General features: G+C 68.3%; 30 protein-coding genes and 1 pseudogene. 12 read left to right on the forward strand and 19 right to left on the reverse strand.

What is annotated here, in order from left to right:
• Positions 1 to 2: 2 nt before the first annotated feature.
• The gene (locus B0T44_RS28735; RefSeq protein WP_081512449.1) at positions 3 to 305 is read right to left on the reverse strand and encodes a hypothetical protein; all 303 of its coding nucleotides are present in this window, start codon (positions 303 to 305) and stop codon (positions 3 to 5) included.
• Between B0T44_RS28735 and B0T44_RS20870 the strand changes: the two genes are divergently transcribed.
• Positions 305 to 820, forward strand: coding sequence for a hypothetical protein (locus B0T44_RS20870; RefSeq protein ID WP_081512451.1), 516 nt, complete (start codon positions 305 to 307; stop codon positions 818 to 820). The two genes, B0T44_RS28735 and B0T44_RS20870, sit on opposite strands and share 1 nt — an antisense overlap.
• A gap of 100 nt (positions 821 to 920) precedes the next feature.
• Here B0T44_RS20870 and B0T44_RS20875 read toward each other — a convergent pair whose 3' ends face one another.
• The 9 genes from B0T44_RS20875 to B0T44_RS20910 all read right to left on the reverse strand — a co-directional run bounded on the left by B0T44_RS20875 (position 921) and on the right by B0T44_RS20910 (position 7,455).
• Positions 921 to 1,379, reverse strand: coding sequence for a hypothetical protein (locus B0T44_RS20875; RefSeq protein WP_077116259.1), 459 nt, complete (start codon positions 1,377 to 1,379; stop codon positions 921 to 923).
• 72 nt (positions 1,380 to 1,451) lie between these two features.
• Positions 1,452 to 2,459, reverse strand: coding sequence for a glycosyltransferase family 9 protein (locus B0T44_RS20880; protein ID WP_077116260.1), 1,008 nt, complete (start codon positions 2,457 to 2,459; stop codon positions 1,452 to 1,454).
• Positions 2,456 to 3,478 (reverse strand): glycosyltransferase, encoded by a 1,023-nt coding sequence (locus B0T44_RS20885; protein ID WP_077116261.1) that lies wholly within the window; start codon positions 3,476 to 3,478, stop codon positions 2,456 to 2,458. The genes B0T44_RS20880 and B0T44_RS20885 overlap by 4 nt, the downstream gene beginning before the upstream one ends.
• A 40-nt stretch (positions 3,479 to 3,518) precedes the next feature.
• Positions 3,519 to 4,274, reverse strand: a complete 756-nt coding sequence (locus B0T44_RS20890; RefSeq protein WP_077116262.1) for a metallophosphoesterase family protein — start codon at positions 4,272 to 4,274, stop codon at positions 3,519 to 3,521.
• Positions 4,275 to 4,303: 29 nt separating this feature from the next.
• A complete protein-coding gene (locus tag B0T44_RS28200; protein ID WP_081514866.1) occupies positions 4,304 to 4,588 on the reverse strand; it encodes a BON domain-containing protein in 285 nt (94 codons plus the stop codon).
• Positions 4,589 to 5,173, reverse strand: a complete 585-nt coding sequence (locus B0T44_RS20895; protein ID WP_081514865.1) for a nucleotidyltransferase family protein — start codon at positions 5,171 to 5,173, stop codon at positions 4,589 to 4,591.
• A 48-nt stretch (positions 5,174 to 5,221) separates the two neighbouring features.
• A complete protein-coding gene (locus tag B0T44_RS20900; protein WP_077116263.1) occupies positions 5,222 to 5,920 on the reverse strand; it encodes an SDR family oxidoreductase in 699 nt (232 codons plus the stop codon).
• Positions 5,917 to 7,161 (reverse strand): glycosyltransferase, encoded by a 1,245-nt coding sequence (locus B0T44_RS20905; protein ID WP_077116426.1) that lies wholly within the window; start codon positions 7,159 to 7,161, stop codon positions 5,917 to 5,919. Before B0T44_RS20905 ends, B0T44_RS20900 begins: the two co-directional genes overlap by 4 nt.
• Positions 7,162 to 7,224: 63 nt before the next feature.
• Positions 7,225 to 7,455: a DUF6480 family protein gene (locus B0T44_RS20910; RefSeq protein ID WP_077116264.1), complete on the reverse strand. Its 231-nt coding sequence runs from the start codon at positions 7,453 to 7,455 to the stop codon at positions 7,225 to 7,227.
• Positions 7,456 to 7,771: 316 nt separating this feature from the next.
• On the opposite strand from B0T44_RS20910, the gene B0T44_RS20915 reads away from it, so the two are divergent.
• Both B0T44_RS20915 and B0T44_RS20920 read left to right on the forward strand, forming a co-directional pair.
• Positions 7,772 to 9,892 (forward strand): catalase, encoded by a 2,121-nt coding sequence (locus B0T44_RS20915; protein ID WP_077116427.1) that lies wholly within the window; start codon positions 7,772 to 7,774, stop codon positions 9,890 to 9,892.
• Positions 9,876 to 10,409, forward strand: coding sequence for a CinA family protein (locus B0T44_RS20920; protein WP_077116265.1), 534 nt, complete (start codon positions 9,876 to 9,878; stop codon positions 10,407 to 10,409). Before B0T44_RS20915 ends, B0T44_RS20920 begins: the two co-directional genes overlap by 17 nt.
• Positions 10,410 to 10,466: 57 nt before the next feature.
• On the opposite strand, the gene B0T44_RS20925 is transcribed toward B0T44_RS20920, so the two are convergent.
• From B0T44_RS20925 to B0T44_RS20935, 4 genes are all read right to left on the reverse strand, one after another.
• Positions 10,467 to 10,733, reverse strand: coding sequence for a CDGSH iron-sulfur domain-containing protein (locus B0T44_RS20925; RefSeq protein WP_077116266.1), 267 nt, complete (start codon positions 10,731 to 10,733; stop codon positions 10,467 to 10,469).
• Positions 10,714 to 11,379 (reverse strand): HemK2/MTQ2 family protein methyltransferase, encoded by a 666-nt coding sequence (locus B0T44_RS26715; RefSeq protein ID WP_077116267.1) that lies wholly within the window; start codon positions 11,377 to 11,379, stop codon positions 10,714 to 10,716. The genes B0T44_RS20925 and B0T44_RS26715 overlap by 20 nt, the downstream gene beginning before the upstream one ends.
• A complete protein-coding gene (locus tag B0T44_RS26720) occupies positions 11,376 to 12,395 on the reverse strand; it encodes an iron-containing redox enzyme family protein (protein WP_077116268.1) in 1,020 nt (339 codons plus the stop codon). Before B0T44_RS26720 ends, B0T44_RS26715 begins: the two co-directional genes overlap by 4 nt.
• 177 nt (positions 12,396 to 12,572) lie before the next feature.
• Positions 12,573 to 13,181 carry a flavodoxin family protein gene (locus B0T44_RS20935; RefSeq protein ID WP_077116269.1) on the reverse strand — a complete coding sequence of 203 codons (609 nt, stop codon included), beginning with the start codon at positions 13,179 to 13,181 and terminating at the stop codon, positions 12,573 to 12,575.
• A gap of 303 nt (positions 13,182 to 13,484) precedes the next feature.
• On the opposite strand from B0T44_RS20935, the gene B0T44_RS20940 reads away from it, so the two are divergent.
• The 4 genes from B0T44_RS20940 to B0T44_RS20955 all read left to right on the forward strand — a co-directional run bounded on the left by B0T44_RS20940 (position 13,485) and on the right by B0T44_RS20955 (position 16,045).
• A complete protein-coding gene (locus B0T44_RS20940; RefSeq protein WP_077116270.1) occupies positions 13,485 to 13,892 on the forward strand; it encodes an STAS domain-containing protein in 408 nt (135 codons plus the stop codon).
• Between the two features lie 65 nt (positions 13,893 to 13,957).
• Entirely contained in the window at positions 13,958 to 14,641 is a 684-nt protein-coding gene (locus B0T44_RS20945) for a PAS and ANTAR domain-containing protein (RefSeq protein ID WP_081512455.1), read from the forward strand.
• A gap of 170 nt (positions 14,642 to 14,811) precedes the next feature.
• Positions 14,812 to 15,240 carry an ATP-binding protein gene (locus B0T44_RS20950; protein ID WP_077116429.1) on the forward strand — a complete coding sequence of 143 codons (429 nt, stop codon included), beginning with the start codon at positions 14,812 to 14,814 and terminating at the stop codon, positions 15,238 to 15,240.
• On the forward strand, positions 15,230 to 16,045 hold the full coding sequence (locus B0T44_RS20955; RefSeq protein WP_077116271.1) for a SigB/SigF/SigG family RNA polymerase sigma factor: 816 nt from the start codon (positions 15,230 to 15,232) through the stop codon (positions 16,043 to 16,045). The genes B0T44_RS20950 and B0T44_RS20955 overlap by 11 nt, the downstream gene beginning before the upstream one ends.
• A gap of 59 nt (positions 16,046 to 16,104) precedes the next feature.
• On the opposite strand, the gene B0T44_RS26725 is transcribed toward B0T44_RS20955, so the two are convergent.
• The gene (locus B0T44_RS26725) at positions 16,105 to 16,452 is read right to left on the reverse strand and encodes a hypothetical protein (protein ID WP_139347764.1); all 348 of its coding nucleotides are present in this window, start codon (positions 16,450 to 16,452) and stop codon (positions 16,105 to 16,107) included.
• 251 nt (positions 16,453 to 16,703) lie between these two features.
• Between B0T44_RS26725 and B0T44_RS20960 the strand changes: the two genes are divergently transcribed.
• Positions 16,704 to 17,864, forward strand: coding sequence for a glycosyltransferase family 9 protein (locus tag B0T44_RS20960; RefSeq protein WP_081512457.1), 1,161 nt, complete (start codon positions 16,704 to 16,706; stop codon positions 17,862 to 17,864).
• Here the strand turns inward: B0T44_RS20960 and B0T44_RS20965 are convergent.
• Both B0T44_RS20965 and rfaE2 read right to left on the reverse strand, forming a co-directional pair.
• Positions 17,834 to 18,754, reverse strand: coding sequence for a glycosyltransferase family A protein (locus tag B0T44_RS20965; protein WP_077116272.1), 921 nt, complete (start codon positions 18,752 to 18,754; stop codon positions 17,834 to 17,836). The two genes, B0T44_RS20960 and B0T44_RS20965, sit on opposite strands and share 31 nt — an antisense overlap.
• Positions 18,751 to 20,277: a D-glycero-beta-D-manno-heptose 1-phosphate adenylyltransferase gene (gene rfaE2 / locus B0T44_RS20970; RefSeq protein WP_077116273.1), complete on the reverse strand. Its 1,527-nt coding sequence runs from the start codon at positions 20,275 to 20,277 to the stop codon at positions 18,751 to 18,753. Before rfaE2 ends, B0T44_RS20965 begins: the two co-directional genes overlap by 4 nt.
• 108 nt (positions 20,278 to 20,385) lie before the next feature.
• Between rfaE2 and B0T44_RS28205 the strand changes: the two genes are divergently transcribed.
• Together B0T44_RS28205 and B0T44_RS20975 are read left to right on the forward strand one after the other, a co-directional pair.
• Entirely contained in the window at positions 20,386 to 20,670 is a 285-nt protein-coding gene (locus tag B0T44_RS28205; protein WP_077116274.1) for a hypothetical protein, read from the forward strand.
• 26 nt (positions 20,671 to 20,696) lie between these two features.
• Positions 20,697 to 21,536, forward strand: coding sequence for an SDR family oxidoreductase (locus B0T44_RS20975; protein ID WP_077116275.1), 840 nt, complete (start codon positions 20,697 to 20,699; stop codon positions 21,534 to 21,536).
• Here the strand turns inward: B0T44_RS20975 and B0T44_RS20980 are convergent.
• Together B0T44_RS20980 and B0T44_RS20985 are read right to left on the reverse strand one after the other, a co-directional pair.
• Positions 21,485 to 22,207 (reverse strand): UdgX family uracil-DNA binding protein, encoded by a 723-nt coding sequence (locus B0T44_RS20980; RefSeq protein ID WP_077116276.1) that lies wholly within the window; start codon positions 22,205 to 22,207, stop codon positions 21,485 to 21,487. The genes B0T44_RS20975 and B0T44_RS20980 overlap by 52 nt on opposite strands.
• A 278-nt stretch (positions 22,208 to 22,485) precedes the next feature.
• Positions 22,486 to 23,067: a TetR/AcrR family transcriptional regulator gene (locus tag B0T44_RS20985; protein WP_077116431.1), complete on the reverse strand. Its 582-nt coding sequence runs from the start codon at positions 23,065 to 23,067 to the stop codon at positions 22,486 to 22,488.
• A gap of 85 nt (positions 23,068 to 23,152) precedes the next feature.
• Between B0T44_RS20985 and B0T44_RS20990 the strand changes: the two genes are divergently transcribed.
• Positions 23,153 to 23,878: an SDR family NAD(P)-dependent oxidoreductase gene (locus B0T44_RS20990; RefSeq protein ID WP_077116277.1), complete on the forward strand. Its 726-nt coding sequence runs from the start codon at positions 23,153 to 23,155 to the stop codon at positions 23,876 to 23,878.
• Between the two features lie 128 nt (positions 23,879 to 24,006).
• Positions 24,007 to 24,224 (forward strand): annotated as a pseudogene (locus tag B0T44_RS20995) (SAM-dependent methyltransferase); the annotation flags it as partial.

The raw sequence follows: 24,224 nt of genomic DNA on the forward strand, positions 1-24,224 counted from the left end.
GTTTACTCCCGAAACAGCAGGGAAGCCTGTGACGCAGGAGCCGGAACCGGTCTCGAAGAGGTGCGATGGGTGAGCAGACGGGCACGGTGCTGCTGCGTAGGCTGCGGCAGCGGGGTGTGCCGGGCTATCCGGGTGAGGGCATCAATGGTCTGCTGGCCGTCTAGGCCGCCGGTATCGACCATCCGCAGTTCGTGCAGGCCCGCCATGAGGAAATCGGCTTTCGCTGCGGTCGGGTTCGCCGAATTCTCCGGTGAGATCGGGGTGTGCGCGGCCACCGGCGGGCCGAGGGCGGTGCATCTGCTCAATGAGCTCTACTACGCCGAACTCGACCCTGGAACGCACGGCGCTCGGGGGTGCAGACCAGCAGGAAGTCGATCTGCCTGCTGCGTTCAAAGATGTGTGCGGGGCGTATGCGCAGCTGTGCGTGGCCCCCCAGCAGCAGCAGCCGAACGTGCTGGACCGCGCGATCCAGGTCGCGCTGGCCGAGCGCCCGACGGCGGTGATCGCGCCTGCCGACGTATCAGCTCTCGAGTACCAACCGCCCGAGCACGCGAGGAAGAACGTGCCGTCGAGCCTGGGGGCAGCACCGGTATACCACCGTGCCGGGGCCCGGCGGGGGTTGCGTTGCACGGCGGAGATCCTCAACGCTGGTGAACGGGTGGCGATCCTTGCCGGACATGGCGCAAGTGGCTGCGCCGCGGAGCTGTCCACGGTGGCGGATCTGCTCGGCGCGGGGTGGCCGAGGTGCTATCGAAGTTCCCGGCCTCCCAAGCGTTTCCGGATGTGGACTACGCCGAGTTCGCGCGCGAGCTCGGCGTAGTCTTCGTCGGCGGCCCGGATCAGCTGCACGGGGCATGGTCGCGAGCATCGGCCGCGGGTAAGTCGTTCCTGCTGGATATCCGATGTAACCCGCACGTGGCTCAGCTGAAACCGGCCAGCGCCGAAGCGAGATCGGGGACTTCCAGCGCATCGAGCGCCTGCTGACGCACATCCGGGCACTGCTGTTCGGTGGCTGTGTCGACGACCGTTTTGTCCCGGATTATGGTGTCGTTGAGGCCGCCCTCGCGGGCCGCCCAATTGTGCACGGTGCCGTTGAAGGTGACCTTGGCGACCGTGGCGCCCTGGTCCTTCCAGGTGTCGATATCGGCGCGCATCATATCGCAGAGCTGCGCGGCGGCCTCGGGTGTGATCTCGTCGACCGCGGGCGCTTCACCGGTGGTCTCTGGGCTCGGCATCGTCACCGATGGTGTGACCGGGCTGGGCGCCGCATCATCGGTCCCGTTGTCTCCGTTGTCGCCGCAGGCTGCGCCGAGTGCAGCTGCGCAGAGCAGGCCTGCAGCGAAAAGGGTGCGTGTGGTCCGGTGCCGGTGCTCGGTCATTGTTTTCCTCCTCGGAGACCGCGTCGCGGTGGGTGTTCTCCCGGCCTGGATACCCGGCGCCGGTGGCCTCAATCAGCGGCCGGAGTCGATCAGTTTGCCCACTGCTTCCACCACCGCCTGTTCCGGAATCTCGTCCAGGCAGGGATGTCCGGGCACCGGGCACCGCCGCGCCCGGGAATTCGCACACGGTGCGTTCTGGTCGCCGAGCACGATCGCAGGCACCCCGTGTGGCGCCCACCGCAGTGCAGGCACCACTGGAGCGAACAGCGACACCACCGGGGTGCCGACCGCGGCCGCCAGATGCGCCGCCGCGGTATTGGGCGCGACCACAACTGCCGCGTCCCGCAGCACCGACGCCAGACCGGCCAGATCCGTTGCCCCGCCCAGATCTACCGCAGACCTGCCCGCGGTGAAGGCGGTGAGTTCCTGTTCGGCGGGGGCACCGGTGACCAGCACTCGGTATCCGGCCTCATGTAAGGCTGCGGTCAGCGCCCGCGAACGCCGCGCCGACATCCGGCGTGCGGGCACGGCGGCGCCGGGATGCACGACGACATAACCGGGTTCGCCGGTCAGCTCGCGAGTATCGGGCAAATCCGAGCGCACCCGCAGCCGGTCGTCGCCGACGGGGAACCCGGCCGCCGCAGCCAGTGACAGCGCCCTGATCGGCTCGGGCACATCGTCGTCGACGCGATGGCGCACGTCCAGCAGCGAACCGGGATAGTCGACGCTGATAGCGCTGATCCGCGGAACCTGCGCCATCCGCAGGATCAGCGCCAGCGGCAGCGGCGACTGATGAAACGAGGTGAAGATCAGCGCCTGGTCCACGTCCAGCTCCGCGATGCGGGCGCGCAACCGCTCGACGTCGGCCGCGGTCGGCGCCGGAGCGTCGAAATCCACCCACCCGGCTCGGAATTCGATCACCCGATCGACCCCGGGCAGCAGTTCGGCCGCCGCCGCTCCCAGGGGACCGGCCAGAAATGTCACCCGTTCGGCAGCGTCGGCCACGGCCCGCACTGCCGGACCGGTCACCAGCACATCGCCCGCGCTGTCGAGCCGGGCAGCGAGCACATGTCCGGTCATGGGTTGCCGGGATGGGCGGCGACCTTATCGGTGAGCAGCCGGTCCCAGCGGCGGATGAACTCGTCTATGCCGTAGTTGGTCAGCGCCCAGTGCCGCGCCGCCTTGCCCGCGAGTTCGGCGAAGAACGGTTCGTGGACGAACTGCCGAATCCCCTCGGCGAGCACATCGATCTCGGTCGAGACGACACCGGCCTCGGCCGGAATCGACACCGGCGCTTCGGTGGTGGCGACTGCGACGATCGGCATACCCAGATACATCGCTTCCAGCACCGACAGCCCGAGCGAGGTCCAGCGCGGGGTGTGCACGAACAACCGCCTCCGGGCGAGTTCGGCGTGCAGGCGCTGCTGTGGGTGATCGCCCGCGCCGTGCACCCGTTCCGGTGGCAGCAGCAGCGAACGGTGCAGATTGTCGGTGCCGATCCCGTATACGTCGAACGGGGCGGCCTCCGACAGCGGGACCAGCAGATCGGTGCCGGTGATGCGCCAGCGCCGCACCGGTTCGTTGATGATGGTAGCGGCGCGGGCCAGTTCCCCGGAGTACAGATGCCCGGGATCGAGGATGCCGTGCGGGATCACGGTCACCGGGGCGCGGCCGTTGTCCCACATCAACTGGTTGAAGTGGGTGACGTGCACCAGCGTGATGTCGGTGCGGTCGGACACCGGATGCTGCGACAGCGCCGCATGTTCGCGCGGGGCGTTGTGCTCCACGTACACCGCGGGGATATCGACACCTGGTGTGCGGCGCAGCCACTGCCGGGTCAATTCCAGTTCGTGCGGTCGTTGTAGCACCACGACGTCGACCTGCTCGTCCGCCAGATCACCGGGGGCCACTTCGCGCGCGGTATCCGGCCACGGCCGCCCACAGCGCCCGAGCGCCCATTCGGGTTCGGCCGCATCGGTTGGCAGCAGATAGTTGTGCCCGCCGTGCACGAACGAGGTCATCCACGACCCGTGCACGTGCCAGACGAGCACGTTCAGCGGCCGCGGCTCCTGCTGGGCCGGATTCGTCGCAGCTTCCATATCCGCTGGGTGCCCCACGGGCAGCGGGTGAAACCGGTGCTCAGCCGGTCAATGCCGATTCCGCTCGCGCGGCGGCGCGCTGTGGCCGCGGTTGCAGTTCGTACACCGCGAAAGCGGTACGGATAACCGGTTGGGCCACATTGCGGACCCGGATACCGCCGGGAGTGGTGCCGCGTTCACAGCCCGAATGCGCATGCCCGTGCACTGCCAGATCCGCCCCGTAGGCGTCGATCGGCTCGCCCAGCAGATATGAACCGAGGAACGGGTAGATTTCGCGCGGTTCGCCGTGCAGGGTGTCGCTGGTGGGGGAGTAGTGGGTGAGCGCGATTGTCACATCGGTGTCCAGCTCGCCCAGTGCGCGTCCCAGCGAATCGGCCAGATCGACGGTGTGCCCCGCGAAATCGCGCATTATACGTTCCCCGAAGACGCTGGCGCATTTACCGGCGAACCCGCCGCCGAAACCTTTCGTCCCGGCGATGCCCAGTGTCTGCCCGTCCACCGATACGGTGGCCGACGTCCCTTCCAGCACCGTGATCCCGTGTGCCTGCAGCAGTTCGGTGATCTCGGCACCCGCGTCGCTGTTATGGTCGTGGTTGCCGAGCACCGCGACCACCGGGACGCCGAGACCGGCGAACTCGTCGGCGACCACCTCGGCTTCCTCCACGGTGCCGTGCTTGGTCAGATCACCGGCCAGCAACAGCACATCCGCCCGTTCGGGCAGCTGCCGCAGCGCAGGCCGTAACACCCCGCGCGAATCGGTACCCAGGTGGACGTCTCCGACCGCCGCGATCCGCATCTGCCAGCTCCTTTTCGTCCGCGATGGCCTCAGCTCAGGTCTTCACATTCACCCGGCCCGCTCGACCCGGTGATGTGTACGTCGTTGTGGATGCGCGCGTCCGGAAGCAGTTCCCGTACCACGTCTTCGAGCATGCGGCGGCGTTCGGCGTTGCCGACTTCGCCGTCGAGCACCACTACCTCGCCGCGGATGCGTACCTGCACACCCTGCTCGGAGGTGCGGGGGTCCTCGGCGAGTGCGCGGTGCAGTTTGGCGGCGAGATATTCCGGCGGCTGAATCCGTGCGGCACCGGGTTCGTTCGATATGCCGGCCATCTATTCCACCTTTCGCGTGTCGGCGCTGCTCTGTCGCGTATCGGCGATGCCGAGGTCGTCGATCAGGCCGAGGAACGCCCTGGCGTAGGGGGAGTGTTCGGTCTGTTCGCGTACCGACCGCCAGTCCACCTGTTCGCGCAGGTCGCGGGAGATCCGCAGGAGCGGGCTCAGGTCGAGCCGGTGCGCGTCGAAGACCAGAAGTTTGTCGACGAGCAGATCGGTGCCGTCGACGACGGGGGCCACGGTCGGCCCCACCCGCATCATCTCGGCGCGGTCCAGGAGCTCATCGGTGACCTCCCGGTTGTTCGGCCGGTGGATCAGGTCGATCAAGGTGACACCGTCGTAAGCCTTGGTCAGCCAATCTTCGGCCGCATCGGCCACGCGCAGACCCGCCTTGGCCAGTTCGCTGCGTGCGCGCCCACAGTCGGCCGGTTTGATGAACAGGTCGACATCGTGGTCGGAGGCGGGACCACCGCGCGCGTACACCGCGCAGCCGCCCGCCACGGCGAAACGGATGCCGCTGCGCGACAGCGCGTTCGCCGCCCGGGTGAGTGCGTGCAGCAACTGGTCGTTGGTCGGGACCATACTCCGGTGCTACCCGGGATCCGGTCCGCTAATCAGGGGATCGGCCGGTCAGGGCCAGGATGATTCGGTGGAGTGGCAGACCACCATCTCCCGCATCTCGCAGCCGGGCGGGCGGGTCATGGCGAAGACAGCGGTTTCGGCGACGTTGCGCGGGTCGTTGAGTTGAACATCGGGCGGCGGCACGTATTGGGCGGGGCGTCCGTCGAAGAACGCGGTGTGCATACCGCCGGGGATCAGTAGCGTGACACCGATCTCGCCTGCCGTTTCAGCGGCCAGCGCTCTGGTGAAACCGACAACGCCGAACTTCGAGGCGCAGTAGGCGGTCGCGTCGGGTAGAGCCTTGACGCCGAGAGTGGACGCGCAGGTCACCACGGTGCCGTGCCGTGCTTTCAGCGCGGGCAGCGCGGCGCGCACGACCGCGGCTGTGCCGAACAGGTTGACCCGGATCACGCGCTCCCAGTCGTCGGCAGCGACCTCGTCGAGCTTGCCGCAGCAGTCGATGCCCGCGGCGGTGAACACCGCGTCGAGACCACCGGACCGGTCGATCAGCGCTTCGGTGGCGCGGGTCGCGGCGTCGGTGTCGGCCAGGTCGGCCTTTTCCCAGTCGACTCCGGCTGCGGGTTCTTTGCGGTCGATGACCAGCGGTGTTCCCCCCGCATCGCGGACCGCGTCGACGGTGGCGGCGCCCAGCCCGGACGCGCCGCCGGTGATCAGGACGGTGCCGAGTGTGCTCGCTGTTCGGCTCACAGTGCTCCTTCGGTCGTGAACGGTGTGGTTGTCACTGCTTTCGCGGCGGCCGCGGCGCGCCGGGCGGGGACCAGGCGGCGGTAGACCGACAGAGTTGTGTCGGCGACCTGGTCCCAGGAGTAGTGGGTGCGGGCCCGGCGTTGTCCGGCCGCGCCCATGGCGCGGCGCCGGACGCGGTCGGTGAGCAGGTCGGCCAGCGCCGTGGCCACCGGCTCGGGTTCTGGCGCGACCAGTGCGCCGGTCACCCCGTCGACGACCGTGTCGAGCATGCCGCCGACCGCGCTGGCCAGCACCGGTTTCCCGCAGGCCATCGCCTCCAGCGGGACCATGCCGAACGGCTCGTACCAGGGGGTGCACACCACGACATCGGCGGAACGCAGCAGTTCGGGAACGTGGGCCCGCGGCACCTGGCCCAGCAGCCGCACCCGGTCGCTCACCCCGTATTCGGCGGCGATCCGGACGAGCCTGCGGAGCTCGCTCTGGTCGGCATGGTCGCTGCCACCACCACCGGCGATGAGCAGTTCGGTATCGGGCAGCAGCGGTAACGCGCGGATCGCGGTATCGAACCCTTTGCGCCGGACCAGCCTGCCCACCGAAACCAGCCGCCGCATACCGTCTGCCCGGTCGGCGACCTTGCCGTCGGGGGTGAACAACGACAGATCGACCCCGCAGGGCACCACCGAGGCCCGGGAACGTGGGACACCCATCCGTTCCAGTTCGGCCACCTCGTCCCGGCAGGTGGCGATGACCCGGTCGGCGCGGGTGGCGATGAGACGTTCGAACTTGATCCGGGACGGCGGGCTGGTGTCGGCGCTGCCCTGATACCGGCGTTTGACGGTACCCAGCGCATGAAAGGTGAGCACCACGGGAATACCGCTTCCCCGCACCGCCAGTGCGGTGGCCAATCCCGACATCCAGAAATGCGCGTGCACGATATCGGGTGGGTCCGGCGTCCAATGCCGGTGCAGGAACCCGGCGAATTCGCCCAGGTGGGGCAGGATGGCGTCCTTCGGGATGGGTTCCGGCGGCCCGGCGGGCACGTGCACCACCCGATACCCGGCGCCGGTCATCACCTCGGTGGCGGTATCGGGATCGTCGCGGCGGGTGTAGACGGTGACGTCGTGCCCACGACCGGCGAAAGCGGCCGCAAGCTCGCCGACGTGGACGTTCTGCCCGCCCGCGTCGACACCACCCAGCGGGGCGAGCGGGCTGGCGTGTTCGGAAACCATAGCGATTTTCACGAAGTGCTCCGTTCTGCCGACCGGCATGGCGGGACCCGCTGCCGCGTCCCCGGGGGGCGCTGCTCACACGATCGAGACGATGAGCGCGACCGCCACCACGAGGAACACCACCACCAGTGCGATGGTCGCCACGATCACACCGATACCGGTGCCGGGGAAATGGTGGCGGGTGTCGGGTTCGGGCGCCGAGAGCCCGGAAGTCTGTGGGGTGTCCGGTGGGGTAGCGCCAGGGGCCACCCCACCTCCGGGCTCCAGGTCGGGGGTCTCGGCGGGATCGGGGTCCATCGATGACATGACGTGCCTACTCCCCGTCGTTGTCGGGTGTCTGCGGCGCGTTGGGTCGTTTTCCGGTCATCTTGCGATAGGCGATGACGGCCGCGACCAGCACCACGATGGCGATGATCACAAGTAGTTCCATATGCCGCGCATACCCGCTGCGCTCATGGTCAATCCGGCGGGTACGGGCGGATTCCGCCGTCGGTTTACCCGTGCCGGTTCCGGGAAGCCGCCAGGGGACAGGGCATGTCGGCAGCAGCTTTCTGGTAGCGAGGAGACGATCGTGGACCAACCATCGCAGCAGCCAACCGGCACACCTGCCGCCTCGGCGGCGATCGGGCAGCCCGCAGGCGGCGACGAGCACGGCGGCGCGGCGAAACAGCGGCAGCTGGACCCGCACCGCCAGGACCGCAACAGCGGATATCTGACCACTCAGCAGGGGGTGCGCGTCGACCACACCGATGACTCGCTCACCGTCGGTGACCGAGGCCCCACCCTGCTCGAAGATTTCCACGCCAGGGAGAAGGTCACCCATTTCGATCACGAACGCATTCCCGAACGGGTGGTGCATGCCCGTGGCGCGGGCGCCTACGGGTATTTCCGCCCCTACGACAGCTGGCTGGCCGAGTACACGGTCGCGAAATTCCTCACCGATCCGCAACAGCAGACACCGGTTTTCGTGCGTTTCTCGACGGTGGCCGGTTCCCGCGGTTCGGCGGACACGGTGCGAGATGTGCGCGGTTTCGCCACGAAGTTCTACACCGAACAGGGCAATTACGATCTGGTCGGTAACAACTTCCCGGTGTTCTTCATCCAGGACGGCATCAAGTTCCCCGATTTCGTGCACGCGGTCAAACCTGAACCGCAGAACGAGATACCGCAGGCCGCGTCCGCGCACAACACCCTGTGGGATTTCGTGGCCGAGCAGCCGGAAACGCTGCACGCCATCATGTGGTTGATGTCGGATCGGGCACTGCCGCGCAGCTTCCGCATGATGCAGGGTTTCGGGGTGCATACCTTCCGGTTCGTCAATGCCGAAGGCAAGGGCACATTCGTGAAATTCCATTGGAAGCCGAGCCTGGGCACACATTCGCTGCTCTGGGACGAATGCCAGCAGGTGGCCGGGCGCGATCCGGATTACAACCGGCGCGACCTGTGGGAAAACATCGCCATGGGTAACTTCCCACGCTGGGAGTTGGGCGTGCAGCTGGTCCCGGAAGAGCAGGAGTTCGATTTCGATTTCGATCTGCTCGACTCGACCAAGATCATCCCCGAGGAGCAGGTGCCGGTGCGCCCGGTCGGTGAGCTGGTGCTCAACCGCAATCCCGACAATTTCTTCGCCGAAACCGAGCAGGTCGCCTTCCACACCGCGAACGTGGTGCCGGGTATCGACTTCACCAACGACCCGCTGCTGCAGATGCGCAACTTCTCCTATCTGGACACCCAGTTGATCCGCCTCGGCGGACCGAACTTCGCCCAGTTGCCGGTGAACCGGCCCGTCGCCGACGTGCGCAACCATCAGCAGGACGGGTACGGCCAGTATCAAGTGCCGCACGGTAACGCCTTCTACACCAAGAACACCCTCGCGGGAGGCTGCCCCGCGCTGGCCGATGCCGAGGTATTCCGGCACTACACCCGACGGGTGGACGGCGAGACCATCCGGGTCCGCAGCGAAAGCTTCAAGGACTACTACCGGCAGCCGCGGATGTTCTGGCGCAGTATGTCCCCGCCGGAAGCCGAGCACATCGTGTCGGCATTCGCCTTCGAGCTCGGTAAATGCGACCGAGTGGAGATCCGCAAACGGGTGCTCGACCAGTTGGTCCGCGTCGACCCCGACCTGTCGAACCGGGTGGCCGCGGAACTGGGCCTGCCTGCCCCGGCAGGCGAACCCGTGGAAGATGTGGTGATCTCCCCGGCGCTGTCGCAGCTGAACAACCCGCCACCGACCATCGCCACCCGCAAGATCGCAGTACTGGCCGCCGATGGCGTGGACGGCGCGGGCGTGCGCCGGATCAGCGACGCACTGACCGCACACGGCGCGAGCGTGGAGGTGCTCGCCCCGCACGGCGGTGAACTCAGCGGTGCCGACGGCGACGGCGTGACCGTGGATCACACACTGTCCACCATGGCGTCGGTGCTCTACGATGCGGTGATCGTCGCGGGGGGCGAAGCCTGCGCCCGCACTATCGCAGAAACGGGGCCTGCGTTGCATTTCGCGTTGGAGGCGTTCAAACACGCCAAACCGGTGGGTGCCCTCGGCGCGGGCGTGGAAGTGTTGCGGGCCGGCGGTATCGCCGCGCAGACCCCGCCCGGGGAAACCGACCACGCCGTCGACGGCGTGGTGGTGTGCACGGATGCGGGCGAGCAGGTCTCGGAGCAGTTCGTCGGATCCTTCGTCGCCGCGCTGGCGGGGCACCGGATCTGGCAGCGGGACACCCATGCCGTCCCAGCCTGAATCCGATGGGGTGCTCGTCCCGGCTGTGCTGGGGCGAGCACAGGAGTGCGCGAAAAAGCTCGCCGAGATCGCGGAGGGCCGCGGTATCACCGTCGCTGTCGCCGAATCGCTGACCTCGGGGCAGCTCGCCGCAGCGTTGGGCGCCGCGCCGGATTCGGCCGAGTGGTTCCGCGGCGGCGTCGTGGCCTACAGCAGTGCGGTGAAACACCGGGTCCTCGGGGTGCCCGAGGTGCCGGTGGTGTCGCGGCCCGCGGCGAGCGCGATGGCCGAGGGGGTGCGCGAACTCTTCGATGCGAGTATCGCCGCCGGTGTTACCGGAGCCGGTGGCCCGGACGGGCAGGACGGCGAACCACCCGGTTCGGTCTGGTTCGCCGTCGCCGCTGCAGACGGGGTGCGTGCTTGGCACCGCCAGTTCGACGGTGCTCCGGAAGAGGTGCTGGACCAGGTGGTCTGCTTCGGCGCGGAACTGCTGCTTGCGGCCGCTGCCGGGCAGTTGGACGAGGTCGCGGTCAACTGATCTTGCGACCGGCGCGAAGAAGCCGTTGCACAGCCTGACCACGGCGCTGTCCGTCGTTCACCGGCGGGGTGCGCGGCGGCGGTGACTGGTATCGCAGAGCGGGTAGTTCTTCGAGCGGCGGCACAGGCAGATCGCGACCTGGAAGCGGTCGCAGCGCAGGGTTCTACCGTCCGGGGTCACCAGCTCGACCGGACCTTCGATGAGCGCCGGTCCGTCGGCGGTGAACGTCACGCGCCTGCGGTCTGTGGCATGCCGCACCGCCCCCGGCGCGGCGCCCGCATCCTGGGGTGGGTGTTCGGCCTGGTTATCGGGTTCGGTCGGCACGGATCACCACCAGTTCTTCGTCACGCTGTCCCGGCTCGATGAGGCCCGCCGATTCCAGCCACGCCGCGCGTTTACGCATCACCGGCCCGAACGGGACCACCGACCGCGCCACCACCGCCGCTTTCAGGCCGCCGTCGCGCAGCTGGGTCAGGCTGATATGTGGCCCGCAGACGGCCGAATGCACGATCAACGCCACCCCGCCGGGGGCGAGCAGCGCCGGGAGCATACGGCACAGCGGATTGAGCAGATCGCGGCCGTGCTGGCCCGCGTCCCAGGCGCGGGCGGCCCGGCTGCCGGGGGCGTGCCGCGCCGACGGCACATATGGCGGATTGGCCAGCACCACATCGAAGGTGCGGTCGCGCATCACGGTGCGCACGTCACCGCGCAACAACTCCAGCTCGATCCCGCGCACCCTGCTGTTGATCCACGCCGACAGCAACGCGGCCCGCGACATATCGACACCTGTTACGGCGTGCGCTCCGGCGCGGGCGGCCTCGATCGCCAGTGCACCGGTGCCGGTGCAGGCGTCGAGCACCCGCCTGCCGTCCGGCAACGCTGCCTCGCCCATGGCGCGCGCCAGCAGCCAGGTATCCGGCTGTGGCTGGTAGACCCCCGGCGCCCGGAACAATCTGTGCCTCCCTGTCACTGTCGGTCCTCCCGTAACGAGCTGCGGCCCGCGCCCCAGCAATCGAGCACATAGTCGGTGAAACGGCTCTCGAGCAGCTCGGTGGCCTGAATGCCGAACACCATCGATGCGGCCAGTTCGGGTTCGCGGGCCAGCAGATCGCCGATCACGTCCCGGCGCAGCACCTGCTCGTGCACGGCGTCGGCCTCCACATGTTCGAGATAGAACAGCAGGCAGGCCGGGTCCGCGTCGAACCGCCGCAGCGCTTCGGTCAGCCGCCGCGATGCCGGCGAGGAGGTGATCTCCACCGCCGCGAAATGCCCGACCGCAGCGCCCCGCAGCCCGCGATGCACACCGAACAGCGACATCATGTCGACCAGCGTGAGCATCGGTGCGGGCACCACGTCCAGGTAGTGCAGATAGGAGTCGTCCAGGCCCGCAGCTGCCAGCAGATCCGCATACAGCCGCGCGTGCACCCGGTCGCCGCGGCCGCCGCCGAACTCGTCGAACTCGACCGCAACCAGCGATGCCTTCGCCTGCCCGCGCAGCCGCGGGATCAACCACGCATTCGGGTCGGCCTCCTTGTGGTGATAGATCGACCGGTGCACGAAATATTCGCGCATCTGCCACCACTGGCCGTTCTCCCGCAGATAGGTGGCGATATCCGAGGTATCGCCACCGTCGCTCTCGGCCGGAGCGAGCAGCAGCCGCTCCAGTTCGGCCTCGATATCGTCGCCGCCGTCGACATCGGCACGCAGGGCGGTCAGGAAGATCCGTTCCAGCCGGGCTCGCAGCTCCAACAGCCGCGGATCCCATTCCCACTCCGGGTCGACGCCGTCGAACCCCTGATAGTGCAGTTCGTAGCAGGTGTGCAGCGTCAGCTGTAGATCCTCGCCGTAGGGGTCCATATCGGCGGGCGGGTCGGGTACCGCATCGCCGGGATCGGCGCGCAGCAGTTCGACGATATCGGCCGACAGCGGGCCGCGTGGCCGCGGCAACCGCCAGGAACGTTCGCCGACGGATACGGTTTCGGTCATGACAAGCTCCTGCAGGTCACTGGTCTACTGACGCCCCAGCGCGGCTGCGAGCTGGTTTCGGACCGGTGTGTCATGGCATGCCTCGGGCGTACGCAGGCCCACCTCCTGGCTCGGGGATACCCCGGTCCGATGCGCGCAATCAACGGGCCGCCCGGCGCGCGTGTATCGGGCCGGAACTCAGGCCGGGTACTGCTGTGTGCGCAGCAGCCGGGCCAGATGGGCAGCGTTGCGGGCCAGGGTCGCGTTCGTGGACGCGACGGCCTCGGGGACGGTATCCAGTTCGAGGTAGTCGACGCCGCTCATCGCCTCACCGTTCCAGTAGGTGCCGCCCTGAGCCGGAATGGTGAAACCGATATCGTCGAGCCCCTGGAACAGATCGGCGATGATCTTGTGCGCGCCGTCCTCGTTACCGACCACGGCGGCGGTGGCGACCTTGCCGAACATGGATGGACGACCCGCGCTGTCGGGCTCGGACAGTTCGGCGTCCAGGCGTTCGAGCGCACGCTGCGCCACCGACGACATATGACCGAGCCACGTCGGGGTGGCCACCAGCAGAATGTCCGCCTCGGCGATCTTCGCGCGGATATGCGGCCACTGGTCCCCGTCACCTTCGTCGGTGGTGACACCGGGATGAATGTCGTAGTCGACCAGCCGGACCAGCTCGCCGTGTACACCGTGCCCGGCCAACTGGTCGAGCAGCTGCCGGGCGATGAGTTCGCTGCTGGATTCCGCGGGTGTCTTCTTCAGTGTGCACACCAGTGCGACCGCGTTCAGCGACTCCGCCATACCGTGACCTCCCGCCTGTTGTCCGGCTCCTGCCACACCGGGCGCGCCGGGCTGGTTCCCGCGTCGCCGGTCCTGCCTCGCATAGCCACGGGCGGGCGCACCAAACCCCTGATCCGGTGTACAGCCGACAGAAGCCATGCCAGAATGGACGGTGGTTGAAACCTGCAGCCGACCCCGGTCCAGCGTGCGCTGGTCTTCGGAGCCGGCCGCGGCCCGGACAGTATGAATCGAATCACCGTCCTTTCCGCGAGACCGGCCCCGTCGCACGCGACCGAAGCCCCTTACCGCACGGGAGGGTTCCATATGTCTGCTACTGCCGCCCTGCATCACGCCGATGAACTGCGCCGCCACGAGGAACGCACCTCACACAGCAGCCGGATGTGGTCCGCATACAGCAATGAGCGCGCGAACTATGTCATAGCGCGAGTGGAAGGAGAGCTCGACGCCGCCTTGGACGGCGACTTCAAAACGCTGCTCGCCCGGTGCCGGTCGGGTGGTTGCCCGGTGGTGATCCTCGACCTGCGGGCGACCACGTTCATGGGCATCAGAGCGGCCGCCGCGCTGGCTGCCGCCAAAACCCGAGCCTGGCACGAGGGCACCGAACTGCGCGTGGTCAGTGGACGTAAAGAAGTCGAGCGCGTGCTCGAGGTGGCGGGTGTACGCCCGCTGTTCCGCTACTATCCGACCATGCGCGCCGCACTGCAGGACTGATCACGGCGGCCTGCCGCACCGGTCCAGTATTCGCGCCGATCCCGCGCACCGCCGATAATCGGGCGGTGAGTGAATGCGGCGCGGCCTCCCCCGAAGATGCTGATGTGCTGGACCGTGCGGTGGGCCCCGACAGTTTGCAGAGCGTCGGCGGTTTCCGATTCTGGTTCGCCGGCCAGCGCTGGGAATGGTCCGCCGGGGTGGCGCAGATGCACGGCTACCCCGCCGCTGCGATGACACCGACCACCGAACTGTTGCTCGACCACAAACACCCCGACGACCGGGACGAGGTGGCGGGCACCCTGGCCAAATCCGTGAGCGAGGGAGAACCGTTCTGCAGCAGCCATCGCATCATCGACACCGCGGGCCGCACCCGCAACGTCATCGTCGTCGCCGACACCATGACCGACGAGCGGGGCGAGGTTGTCGGTACCTGCGGCTACTACGTCGACGTCACCGGCACCCTCGCCGAACACCGGCAGGAAGCACTGGACGACACCCTGCCGGAACTGTTCGCCGCCCGCGCGGTGATCGAACAGGCCAAGGGCGCGCTGATGCTCGTCTACGGTATCGACGCCGACCAGGCGTTCCGGGTGCTGACCTGGCGCTCGCAGGAAACCAACACCAAACTGCGCGCCCTCGCCGAACAGTTGGTCACCGAAATATCCGCGGTCCGGCATGCGACGCCCACGCTGCGCACCGCGTTCGACCATCTGTTGCTGACCGTGCACGAACGCGTCGCATCGTCGTGACCGCGACGCCGCGCGGCGGCGTTTCGGGGTCGGGTGCGAGGGTAAGCGAGCATGTGACAATCGGGGCCAGAACCGAAGGAACAACGACATCGGCGCCACCGGAGGTCGCTCGCGACGACGGGGCGTTACGGCCGTGCACAGCTGGCGGCATCAACAAGGTGGTGGTGGGCATGACAGAGCGCGTCTCGACATCCGCGGACACGACGACGATCGGAATCCGCGTCCCGGCGACCCTGGATCAGCTGGTCATGCTACGTGCGCTCGCCGAGACGGTATCGCTGATCGCCGACTTCGCGCTGGACGAGGTGACCGATATCCGGCTGGCCCTCGACGAGGTCGCCACCTCGCTGATCCTGCACGCCGTACCGGATACAACGCTCGGCTGCGATTTCACCTACGGCAAACAGCAGATGACGGTCCATGTCAACGCGACGACCGTCTCGGACTCGGTCCAGGACACCGAAAGCTTCGGCTGGCATATCGTGCGCACCCTGACCCGCTCGGTGCGGGCCGCGCAGCAGGCCTATGACGTAGCGATGGGCGGTTACCCCACGGATGTAGAATTCACCTGGTCCCGAGGAGGATCCGATGGCGGATGAGGGAACCAGGTCACGGCCGAGACCCCCGCGCCGCCATCACGGTAAGGACAGCTACGACGATATCGAGCCGCTGTTCGAGAAGCTGGCCGCCGTACCCGAAACCGACCCCCGGCGGGCCGCGTTGCGGGAGGAGGTCATCGACCGCTGCCTGCCGCTGGCCGAGCACATCGCTCGCAAGTTCGCCGGACGAGGGGAAGCGTTCGACGATCTGCTGCAGGTGGCCCGGCTGGGACTGATGCACGCCGTCGACCGCTTCGACGTGGAACGCGGCTCGTCGTTCCTGTCGTTCGCGGTGCCCACCATCATGGGCGAGGTGCGCAGGCATTTCCGGGACAACACCTGGTCGGTGCGGGTGCCGCGGCGGGTGAAGGAGATCCAGCTCAGCCTCGGCCCCACCATCGAAACCTTGTCGCAGCGCCTGGGCCGGGTGCCCAAAGCCAGCGAACTCGCCGCCGAACTCGAAATCGACCTGGTCGAGGTGACCCAGGGCCTCATCGCAGGTAACGCCTATCAGACCTCGTCGATCGATACCGTCGCCCCCGACGACAGCGATAACGCCCCGCTGCCGCTGATGGAATCCCTGGGCGCCGACGAGCCCTCCTACGGCTGGGTCGAAGACTATCTCGCCGTCAAACCGCTCATCGCGGAGCTGCCCGAACGAGAACGGCAGGTGCTGGTGATGCGGTTCTTCGAATCCAAAACCCAAACCCAGATCGCCGAACGCCTCGGGGTCTCCCAGATGCATGTCTCGCGCATCCTGTCCCGCACTCTGGGCTGGTTGCGGGAGCAGGCTTTGCGCGACTGACCATGAGCCTGCCGGCTCGGCCACAGGTGACCGTAGCGTAGGCAGCGCAGCGGAGCCGCTCATACGGGCGTCGGGGGGACAGGGGCCGGGCCGGGGCCGGGCTCCGGCGGACGCGGCGGCGCCGGTGGGGGTGGTTCCCCGGGCCGCGGTCCCGGTGGCGCGGGCTCCGGTGGCCGCTCGGGATCGGGGGGCGGCGGTGGCGGCGACGGTTCCGGCGGGGGAGGGTCACCCGGCTCCGGCTCGGGGGTGGGATGCCCGGGGTCCGGGGGCCGTGGCGGTACCGGGCTGCCCGGATCGGGCGGTGGATCCGGGGACGGCATCGGTGGGGAGATCGGGTCCGGTTCGCCGGGGCGTGGGACGTCAGGGGTCGTCATCGTGGTGAAGGTGCCGGTCGGCGGGGCGCTCATGACAACTCCTCAGTGACGTGAACGAACGCGAAGCGGGAAACAACAGGTCTACTCGCCCTCGTGTCGCGAACCCCGCTTCGTGTCTGCGACTACCCGCATCTACGGAACTGAAACAACCGAGCGTGCCCGCCACCGGGGCAGAAGCGGGCCGTTTGCGTCCCCCGCCCCCGGGTATGCGCTGCCTGTGCCGGTACGGCTACGACGCCCCGGACCAGCCAGCTCCCGCCGACTGCCGCGTTGAGGAGGTCGCCATGGATACCCGGTCGCACCGGCCGACGCGACACGAGGGATTGTGCATCGGAACAGTGGGGGAACCGTTTCCCGACGTGCGCCGGATCGCGGTGTTGCGCGGCGGTGGGCTCGGCGATCTGCTGTTCGCGCTGCCTGCCATCGAAGCGCTGCGCGCCGCCTACCCCGGCGCCGGACTCGTCCTGCTCGGCTCCAGTCTGCATGCGCGACTGCTGGACGACAGGCCGAGCCCGGTCGACGAGGTGCTGGTATTGCCCGGCGAAGGCGGCGCGGCCTCGCCCGAGGCCGAGCGGTCCTTCCTTCGGGAAGCCCGCCGCACCCCGGTCGACCTCGGAGTGCAGTTGCACGGTGGTGGGGCCTGGTCCAATCCGTTCGTGAACGGGTTGCGGGCGCGTTTTACGGCCGGTTGCCGCGCCGAGGGCGCCGCACCGCTACAGCGCACTATCCCGTTCCGCTACTACCAGAACGAGACCATGCGGGCGCTGGAGGTGGCCTGTCTCGCGGGCGCCCCACCGGTGCTGCTGGAACCGCGCGTGCAGGTCACCGAGGCCGATCTGGACAACGCCGACCGGGTTCTCGGTTCACCGGACCGGCCGCTGGTCGCGCTGCACCCCGGAGCCACCGATCCGCGCCGCCGCTGGCCGGTGGAGAGTTTCGCCGCCATCGCCGCGCACTGCGTGGACGAGGGCTTCGACGTGATCCTGGTCGGCACCGCGCACGAATTGAACCTGCTCGACGCGGTCGCGGTGCAGGCACGGGCGCGCGGGCCGGTGCTGCGCAGCGGCGGTATCCGGCAGCTGGCCGGCGCCGATATGTCCACGCTGTGCGGGGTGCTGGCACGCAGCAGTGTGCTCGTCGGCAACGACAGCGGCCCCAGGCATCTGGCGCGGGCGGTCGGCACCCCGACGGTCGGGGTGTTCTGGATCGGCAATGTGATCAACGCGGGGCCGGTCGCCCGCGGCCGCGACCGGGTGCTGATGTCGTGGCGCATCGAATGCCCGGTCTGCGGCGAGACTTTCACCGACGAGACCCGGCCGCGCTGCCCGCATGACGAAACGATCGTCGACACGGTCACGGTGGCGCAGGTGCGCGCCGAACTCGACGATCTACTGGCCGTCAGCTCCTACAACGGCTACGCGCGTCGCGATGACGCGCTGTCCTGATTCTGCGGTGTCGGCCAGAAATCGGGCGGCACCGCATCGAACGCCTCCACCCTCCGATCGCTGATGGTGGTAGGTGATTCCAGGTGCACGGCGCCGCTGGGCAGAATGCCCGCGCCGCCGTAGCGGGCCAGTACCCGCAGCTGGGCCAGTACATCCTCCCCGCAGTGCGCGGCGGGCAGCTCGGTCCAGAAGTCGAAACCGCCGGTCTGGATCAGCGCGGCACGATCGAACAGGACACATCCACCGATCCAGGCCACCTTGTAGGCCACCCAGTCACCGCCAGAAGCGCCCGTCGCATCACCTAGATGCGTCGGGTTCGCGGCATTGTGCAGCATCCAGCGTTCCCAGGCAGGTTCGCCGCGCACGATGCGCTCCGGCTGCGGCCTGCCGGGCCAGACCTCGAACGGGCGCAGCTCCTCGGGACGGTAGTCGTCCAGATACGACAATCCCTGTACCGCGCAACCCACCAGGCCGCAACCGAGTTCGCTGATCGCCGTATGCAGCCTGGTGATCGTATCCGATTCCAGCCAGACATCGTCGTCGAGGAACAGCACATAACGCGCGCGGGACCGGGCGAGCAGATGACACCGGTGCTCGGCCATCCCGCGTGGCGGGCGATGCGTGCCCAACCGCACCGGGTGACCGCGGCGGGTCAATACCCGGACCATGCTGCGGGCGGGTGCGGTGGCGAAGCTTTCGTCACTGTCGGACTGGTCGCTGACCACCACACCGAAATCGGGGAAGTCTTGTGCAGCCAGCCCGGCCAGGGTGGTGGCCAGCTCCAGCGGGCGGTTGCGGGTCGGGATCAGGACATCCACCTCAGGGGTCCGCGGCGGACGCCGGGCAGGGTTGTGCCGTGTCCCGCCGTTCCCGGTGCGGGGCGCGCTCATCCCGCACCGCCCGCGGTGGTGTTGGCGCGGATCCGTTCGATCATCGCCGAGGTCGAATGGTCGGCCAGATAGCTCAGTACCCGGACCTCACCCCCGTAGCCGCGCACCACCGGCGTCTCCGGCAGCATCTCCGGCCGGTAGTCGCCGCCCTTGACGTACAGGTCCGGTTCGAGTGCGCGCAGCAGCTCGGCGGGAGTGTCCTCGGCGAAGACGGTGACATGGTCGACGCAGCTCAACGCGGCGAGTACCGCGCAGCGATCGTGATCCGGGTTCACCGGACGGTCTTCGCCTTTGAGTCTGCGCACGCTGTGGTCGGAATTGACCGCGACCACCAGCACATCGCCGAGCCGTTTGGCCTCGTTGAGGTAGGCGATATGACCCGCGTGCAGCACATCGAAACAGCCGTTGGTGAACACGATGCGACGTCCGGCCGCGCGATGCTCACGCACCGCCGCACGCAAGCGGGGCTGGGACAGCACCGCGCCGCTGCTGCGATCGAGCTGCTCGGTCAGTTGCCCGGTGGTGCACACCGCGGTTCCCGGCCGGTGCACCACCACGTCGGCGGCGGCCTGCGCCAGCTCGACTGCCGAAGTGAGCGGCATCCCCGACACCAGCGCCAGTGTCAGCGCAGCGACGAAAGTGTCGCCTGCACCCGCGGATTGACCGTCGGGCACCGGCTGCGCCCACGTACGGTGGGCGGGGCGATCGCCGTCGAGGAGCACGGTGCCGTCGCGATCGAGGGTGACCACCGCAACGCGCGAACCGGTGACTTCGAACAGACGGTCCCGGTTGCGGTCGAACAACTCCACCCGATCGGCGTTCCCGCCCGGCGCCGGTAGCCCGGCGTCGACCAGACCGAGCGCATCGGCCGCTTCACCGGCGTTCGGGGTGACCAGATCCGGGTGCACTGCCCGCCAGCGGGCCGGATGGTGAGTGTCGACGATCAGCAGCGGCAGCCGGTCGCGCTGCTCGGCGAGCCTGCGGCGCAGGTCCTCGTTCAACGCGCCCGCGTAATCACAGACCACCAGCGCGTCCGCGTCGACGAGAGCGTCGTCGAGGTAGGCGAGCAGCGCCGCCGTCTCGGTTTCGTCGGCTGGGGCAGGTCTGCCCTCGTCGTAGCGGATCAGGATCTGTGCACCGGAGGCGACCCGGCTCTTGCGGGTGGTGGTGCGGCCGGGACAGATGTGCACCCGGGTCGCGTCCACGCCCGCGCTGGTCAGCGCCGTGCGCAGCGCGGCAGCGGCGGTGTCGTCACCGGCGAGCGCGACCAGTCGGGCGTCGGCGCCCAAGGCCGCCAGATTGGCTGCGGTGTTGGCTGCCGCGCCCGGTACCGCCGCGGTGCGTTCGACCTCGACCACCGGCACCGGGGCTTCCCGGCACAGCCGGTCGCTGTGCCCCCACATCCATACATCCAGTACCGCATCGCCCAAGACCACTATCCGTGGCCGCGTCGAGGCCAGCTGCGTTACCGCATCCGGGGCGAGGCCTGCCCGTTCGGGGTCGGCATCATTCGGCGAATCCACGCGCACCCTCCCGATCGGTCGGCTACCTACTCCCGCCGTTCCACGCTGCGTGGCGAATAAACCACGACTGCTTGTTTCGATCGGGCCAGCCCGGCAAACCTGCCAACCGTGGACAGGAAGAACAGCAACGACGACTACGACGACGACGTCGCTGTGTTCGATGACACCGCGGCGTTCGACGACACTGCGGCCACCACCGGCGAATCCGGCTCCGACCCGTACGGACTCGACGCCGGTGAACTCGATCCCGATGAACTCGACCCCGGCGGACTCGATGTTCCCGACGCCTGGAGCAGATCGGACTTCACCGGCTGCACCCCAGGGGAGCATCGCGGCCGCGGCGAGCTGGAACGCCGACTCGCCGAAGAGGAACCCGATATCGCCATGGAATGAACGGCAGAGAAAGGAGAGCGCCCCCGATGGGTTTTCCCGAACAGCAGCAGCAGGTTCCCGGTGTCCAGTCCCGGATGTCGCCGGTGCCCGACTGCGGTGAGAACAGCTATCGCGGCACCGGCAAACTGGCCGGGAAGGCGGCGGTGATCACCGGCGGCGACAGCGGTATCGGCCGCGCTGTCGCCATCGCCTACGCCCGGGAGGGCGCCGATGTGCTGATCTCGTACCTGAACGAAGACGATGACGCCGCCGAGGTTGCCGATCTGGTGGAACAGGCGGGCCGCAAGGCGGTGCTGCTGCCGGGCGACCTGTCCGATCCAGCGCACTGCCGGGCCGTGATCGACCGGGCAGCAACAGAATTCGGCAAGATCGATATCCTGGTCAGCAACGCCGCCTACCAGATGACGCACAACACCCTCGACGAGATCAGCGACGAAGAGTTCGACTACACCTTCCGATTGAATATCGGCGCCTACTTCCACCTCGTCAAAGCGGCGCTGCCGCATATGCCGTCCGGCGGTTCTATCATCGGCAGTACCTCGGTGAACTCCGATACCCCGTCACCGACCCTGGCACCGTACGCCGCCACCAAAGCCGCTATCGCGAACTTCACCGCCAGCCTCGCCCAGTTACTGGGGGAGAAGGGAATCCGGGTCAACAGTGTCGCACCCGGCCCGATCTGGACACCGCTGATCCCGTCGACCATGCCGAATGAGAAGGTCACCGCTTTCGGTGACGACACTCCGCTCGGCCGGGCCGGGCAGCCCGCCGAACTGGCGTCGGTGTACGTCCTGCTGGCCTCCGACGACAGCAGTTACGTGTCCGGGGCGCGGGTCGCGGTGACCGGCGGACGGCCCATCTTGTGAGAATCCGAGCCGTCGAGGGCGGTCTTGACTCGTGTCATATCGGCCACGAACGCGGCATAGGCGGCGGAGCGGTCGGGTGCGCGCAGCACCGCCGACGGGTGCACGGTCGTGATGACACGGTAGTCCGGCCCGGGCGGTTCGTGCTCGCTGTGCTCGTGACGGTAGGCGGGATCGTCCGGTGCGGGCAGCAGCTGACCGCGTAGTTCGGTGACCTTCACCGCAGGGCCGAGGACAGCCTTGGCTGCCACCGCGCCGAGACATACCACCAGCTCGGGACCGAGCAGGTCGAGTTCGGCGGCCAGCCACGCCGAGCAGGCGACGATCTCGGTGCGGCCGGGCTGTTTGTGGATGCGCCTGCTACCGCGTTCGATGAATTTGAAGTGTTTGACCGCGTTGGTCAGATACACCTGGTTGCGGTCGATACCTGTTTCGTCCATCGCGCGATCGAGCAGCCGCCCCGCGGGGCCGACGAACGGGTGTCCCTGCTCGTCCTCGCGGTCGCCGGGCTGTTCGCCGATCATCACCACCCGGGCCTGGTCGGGGCCCTCACCGAACACGGTTTGCGTGGCGTTGCGATACAGCTCGCAGCCGCGGCAGCCCCCCGCCGCCGCGCGCAGTTCGTCCAAACCCGCGTCCTGGGGTACGAATTCGGCTGCGCCCGGCGCCTTCATTCGGGTGCTCCCACACCGCAAGACCGTAGGCTGATCACCAGTGGCGGGGCTGTGCCCGCCTGCCGATCACAGAACTGTTGTTGTCGCACCGGTGCTCCTTCCGCGGGGACGGCGAAATCGGCTCGCCGTTGCTTCCGGATTCGGCTACCCGTCGTTCCTGGGAGCAAACCGTCGCGCCCGTCCGTCGCTGCTGGAACTCGAGTGCGTGGGAGACCATGGCCAGGCCACCGACCTGTGTTCGCCCGCTGTCGACGAGTCCGTACGCGGCCGGGACGACCCTAATTCCGGCCGTCCGCCGCGGATCGGAATACCTGCGGGCGCAGCCCGTCCAACGCCAGTTCCAGGGACCGCTGCCGTGCCTGTGGCCCTGCGGCGGATCCCAGCAGCGACAGCGCGAGGATCAGGTTCAGCACATCGGTGTCCGTGGCGTCCGCGCGTAGCGCCTCGGCCGAGCGGGCACGCTCCAGCAGCTTCTCCAGATGGGTCACTCCGCGTCGGCACGCCTGCGCTATCTGTTCGGCGGCGGGCCGGTCGCGGGTGAGTGCCTCGAGTAGGGCACGGTCGGTGTCCATCCGGCCGAGCAGTGCCGCGATGAAACCGGTGAGCGCGCGCCATGCGTCGGGTTCCTCGGCGGCCTCGGCGGCGAGTTCGTCGACCTCGGTCAGCCGGGCGGGCAGCAGTTCGTCGATCAGCGTTTCCCGGTTGCCGAAATGGTTGTAGACCGTGCCGATTCCGACCCCTGCCCGGCGCGCGACCTCTTCCAGCGATCCCTGCAACCCCTGTTCGGAGAACACCTCTGCGGCAGCGCTGAGCACCTTGGCCCGGTTGCGGGCGGCGTCGCGGCGCAACGGTTTCGTCATGTTGGACATTCTACAAGTTGAGGGCGCCCTCAGGTTCTGCTACCTTGCGAAATTGAGGGGGCCCTCATTTTTGGAAAGGAAAGAGATGACCACACCCACAACGGCACTGATCGTCGGCGTCGGGCCGGGCCTTGGCCTGTCCATGGCGCGGCGGTTCGGCAGCGCAGGACACCGGGTAGCGCTGATATCGCGCACCGGCGAACGGCACGAGGCCTATCGGCGCGAACTCGCCGACCACGGCATCGATTCGGTCGCCTACACCGCCGACGTCACCGACAGTGCGCGACTGCGCGCGGTCCTGGCCGATATCGCCGCACACAACCGGATCGAGCTCGCTTACTACGGGCCTGCGATGCCGCTGCAGCCCGGCCCGATCACCGAGATGGACGGCGCTACCGCGCGGGCAGCGTTCTCCTTCTTATGGCCGGCCATCGACATGGTCAACGCGGTGCTGCCACCGATGCGCGAACACGGTCGCGGCGCACTGCTCTTCGCCGGAGGACTGTCGAGCGTGTTGCCGATGCCCGCGCTCGGTGCGCTCGCGCTGGCTGCCGCCGCACTGCGCAACTACGCGATCACGTTGAATGCCGCGCTGGCCGAACACGGCGTCTACGCGGGCACCCTGACCATCGGCGGCCTGGTGGAACGTGGCGATATCCACGCCATGGTCACCGCGAACCCCGCACAGTTCGGCTCCGCGGCCGGGCGCACCTTGAATCCGGACGTGATCGCGGACGCGGCATGGGAGATGTACCGGAGCCGTGACCGGACTGAGCAGATCTTCGACGCTCTCAGCGGGAACACAGCCTGAGGTAAGCCGCCGGGTCGGCGGCCCTCGTAGCGCTGACCCGCGCCGGTCGCTGCTGCGACCATGGGCCGCGAACGACAGGCTTCATTTTCGGTTTACGGGGCCACCCGCGGACGGCATACTTGCCGCCCATGCCGACTTTCGCGGACTTCGATCGCCGTCACTATCGAATCGTGGACGTCACCACCGGCTACGACGGCTGGGCGCCCAGCTACGACGAGACGGTGCTGGACGAGATGGACCTCGCGTTGCTGGATCGGCTGCGGTATCCCGAGTGGGGCCGCTTGGGCCGCGTCGCCGATCTGGGCTGCGGTACCGGCCGCACTGCCGCATGGTTGCGCGAGCACGG

Source organism: Nocardia donostiensis, from assembly GCF_002081715.1.
In the GTDB taxonomy this organism is placed as follows: domain Bacteria; phylum Actinomycetota; class Actinomycetes; order Mycobacteriales; family Mycobacteriaceae; genus Nocardia; species Nocardia donostiensis.